General features: G+C 72.7%; 4 protein-coding genes. All 4 read right to left on the reverse strand.

Annotated features, from left to right (window positions below; translation table 11 throughout):
- Nucleotides 1-447 (reverse strand): YbgF trimerization domain-containing protein (locus tag BKE38_RS29365; protein ID WP_278247661.1); only part of this gene is annotated, 447 nt, incomplete at its 3' end.
- A gap of 166 nt (nt 448-613) precedes the next feature.
- A complete protein-coding gene (gene pal / locus BKE38_RS29370) occupies nt 614-1,105 on the reverse strand; it encodes a peptidoglycan-associated lipoprotein Pal (protein WP_076960635.1) in 492 nt (163 codons plus the stop codon).
- 282 nt (nt 1,106-1,387) lie between these two features.
- Complete coding sequence (gene tolB / locus BKE38_RS29375) at nt 1,388-2,776, reverse strand: Tol-Pal system beta propeller repeat protein TolB (protein ID WP_076960636.1); 1,389 nt, start codon at nt 2,774-2,776, stop codon at nt 1,388-1,390.
- A partial coding sequence (locus BKE38_RS32625) for a hypothetical protein (protein ID WP_076960637.1) occupies nt 2,773-3,427 on the reverse strand: 655 nt, incomplete at its 5' end. The genes BKE38_RS32625 and tolB, both read right to left, overlap by 4 nt.

Here is a 3,427-nt window from a genome sequence, read left to right on the forward strand (position 1 = left end):
TGCCTCGCTGCGCTGGCGCGGCGCGGCGGCGGGCGCGGCGGGACGGCCGCCGGCGCCACCCCCCTGCTCCAGCTGCTGCAGCCGGTAGTCCATGTCGCCCTGCAGCTTCTCGACCGCCTGCTGCAGGGTGCGGTTGCGGTACTCGGTTTCCTGCGCCTGGCCGCGCAGCCGCCGCGTCTCGTCCTCGAGCTGGCTGATGCGGTCGAGCAGCTGGCTCATCAGCTCGGGCGAGCCGGCCGGCGCGCCGCCGCGGCTGGGCGGCGCCACCGGCACGGGCGCCGGATAGCCGCCGCCGCCGCCCGAGCGACGCACCTGGTCGAGCTCCTGGCGGAGCTGCAGGATCTGGTTCTGCAGGGCGATGCCTTCGCGGCTTTCCATCTGCGCGGCGGCGGGGTGGGCGGCCAGCGGCAGCAGCAGCGGCGCGAGGAGCAGGAGCTTGCGGAGCATGGCCATATCCTTCCGGGACGGCGATCCGGGGCGGCGCCGGGAGAGATCACTGCGGGGCGACGAAGACGGCGGGGACAACGAAAACGGCGGTCCCCGCTCACGCGGAGACCGCCGCTTTTTCCCAGCCGTTCAGCCCAGCGTCAACAACGCCGGGCCGGCCGTCCGATCAGCGGACGACGGTGACGGCGCGGCGGTTCTGCGCCCAGGCGTCCGGGGTCGAGCCCAGCGCGGCCGGACGGTCCTTGCCGTAGGAGATCACGCTGACGCGGGCGGAGGAGACGCCGAGCGCCACCAGCCCGTCGCGGGCCGAGTTGCCGCGGCGCTGGCCGAGGGCCAGGTTGTACTCGCGGGTGCCGCGCTCGTCGGCATGGCCTTCGACCACGACCTGGACCTGCGGGTACTGGGCCAGCCAGCCGGCCTGGCGCTCCAGGGTGGCACGCTGGTCGCCACGGACCGAGGAGCTGTCGGTGTCGAAGAAGACGCGGTCGCCGACATTGGCGACCAGGTCTTCCTGGCTGCCAGGGCGCACGGCGCCGGAGGCCAGGCCCGAACCGCCGGCCGCGGCGCCCGCGCCGGTGGCGGCGCCGGAATTGTCCTCGCTCGCGCAGGCGGCGAGCAGGGCGGCGGCGGCGAGAGCGCCGAGGAGCTTCATCTGCATCTTTCGATTCCCATCATCGAAGGTCGAATTACGGCCGCGGTTACGCTGCGATTGGGGCGCGTTCAAGGCAGACAATCCGTCACGGCCGGAATGGTTGCCCCTCGCGCTGCGCAAGGCTCCTGGCACGCGTCGTTGCAAGAATAGGTTAAGGCAAGGCTGAGCGACGAAGGGAATTTTCGAGCGCCGCCAAAGTTTCGCCGATCACCGGCCCGCATTGCTGCAGCGCGACCTTCCGCCCTCCCGCCGGCAGCATGGCGGGGGGCGGGATCTCGTCTCGTGCGCTTACGACGACAGCAGCGGCGACCAGCTCGGATCGGTCGCGTCGGTGGGCGTGACGATCTGGCGCTCGTTGAAGCCGGCGATGTCGATCATCGCCATCCGCGCCGAATAGCCGCCGCCGCGCGTGTCGCGCGCCTGGCTCTCGCGGTAGAAGGCCAGCACCCGGCCGTTCGGCGCGAAGGTCGGGCTTTCCATCGCCCAGCCCTCGGAGAGGATGCGCTCGCCCGAGCCGTCGGGCCGCATCACGCCGATGCCGAAGCGGCCGCCGGAGATGCGGGTGAAGGCGATCAGGTCGCCGCGCGGCGACCAGACCGGGGTGGCGTAGCGGCCGTTGCCGAAGGAAATCCGGCGCGCGCCGCCGCCGCCGGCATCCATGACATAGAGCTGCTGGTCGCCGCCGCGGTCGGAATTGAAGACGATCTGGGTGCCGTCCGGCGAATAGCAGGGCGACACGTCCAGCCCGCCGCCGGAGGTCAGCTGCCGTTCGCGCCGCGAGGCCAGGTCGACGACGTAGATGTTGGCGTCGCCGCCGCGCACCGAGGACAGCACGACGCTGCGCCCGTCCGGCGCAAAGCGCGGGCTGAGCGTCATGCCCGAGAAATTGCCCAGCACTTCCTGCCGGCCGCTGTCCAGGTTGAACAGGTAAACCCGCGGCTGGTTGTTGTTGTAGGACATGAAGGCGATCTGGCGCGCATTCGGATGGAAGCGCGGCGTCAGCGCCTGGAAGCTGCCATCGGTCAGGAAGCGGTGGTTCTCGCCGTCCTGGTCCATGATCGCCAGCCGGCGGGTGCGGCGGTCGCGCGGGCCGCTCTCGGCGATATAGACGATGCGGGTGTCGAAATAGCCCTTCTCGCCCAGCATCCGCTCATAGATCACGTCGGAGATGACATGGGCGATCTGCCGCCAGTTGGCGGCGTTCGCCGTGTAGGCGGTGCCCTGCAGCTGCTGCTCCGAGCCCACTTCCCAGAGGCGGAACTCGATGCGCGAGCGGTCGCCCTGCGGCTCGGCGCGGCCGGTCACCAGCGCCTGGGCGCCGATCACCCGCCAGTCCTGGAAGCGCGGCGCGCCGGCGGCGGCCTCCGGCGTCTGGATATAGGCGGCGCGCTCGACCGGGCGGAACAGGCCGGAATTGCGCAGGTTGTTGGTGATCACCCGGGTGATGTTCTGGCCGAGCTGCTGCGCCGGGCCCGAGGAGCCGGCGAAGTCGGGCAGCGCGATCGGGATCGGATCGGTGCGGGCGCGGGTGATGTCGATCACCTGGCCGCCGGCGGCGGGACCGCCGGCCGCCGGCGCCTGGGCGCGCGCCAGCGAAGGCAGGCCCAGCAGGCTGCCGAAGCCCAGCAGCGCCAGGCGGCGGGAGAGGTTGGCATCGACCTGGACAGGCTGGTTCATCGGACAAGGCCCCTCGGGTTGAAGCGGAAGATCGCGGAGTTCAGCGACGGGATCTTCTCGCGAGGTACGGGCAATGGGCTGCATTTCTGGTCCAGCAGGGCGCGGCGGGCGCTTTCGAACACCGCGCGGGCGCGCGGGTCGGAAGGAACGCCACTGGCGGCGCGGACGTTGCGTATGACGCCGCCGGGATCGATGTCCACCCGCAGCTCGACCACGATCTGGTCAAGTCCGAGCATGCCGGCATCGACCGACCAGCATTCGCTGATCCGCTCGGAGACGCCCCGCACCTCGCCCGCGGTCAGCAGCGCGGCACCCGACGGCGCGCCGCCGCCGGCGGCCGGCGCGCCGCCCGGGTTGGGACGGGCGCGCGGCGGCTCGTTCTGCTGCTGCGCGGCGCGCAGCCGCTCCAGCGTCGAGAGCACCGACTGGCTGCGCTCGGCGGTGTTGGGGGTCGCGGGCGTCTGGCCGGTGCCCGGGCGCGTGGTCTGCTCGCGCGAGGGTGCCGCCGTGCTCGGCGGGCCCGGATTGGGCGTGGGCGGCGCCGGCGGCGCGGGCGGCGGCGGCATCGGCAGGGCCGGGCCCTGCTGCGCCGCGGCCTGCTGCTGCTGCGGCTGGGCCGGGCGCTCCGGCTGGCGCTCGGCCTGCTGCGGC

It is taken from the genome of Teichococcus deserti (assembly GCF_001982615.1).
Lineage (GTDB): Bacteria > Pseudomonadota > Alphaproteobacteria > Acetobacterales > Acetobacteraceae > Pseudoroseomonas > Pseudoroseomonas deserti.

Coding starts and splice junctions, on each gene's coding strand:
- pal (WP_076960635.1), bottom strand. CDS start 1,105: ATGCAGATGAAGCTCCTCGGCGCTCTCGCCGCCGCCGCCCTGCTCGCC.
- tolB (WP_076960636.1), bottom strand. CDS start 2,776: ATGAACCAGCCTGTCCAGGTCGATGCCAACCTCTCCCGCCGCCTGGCG.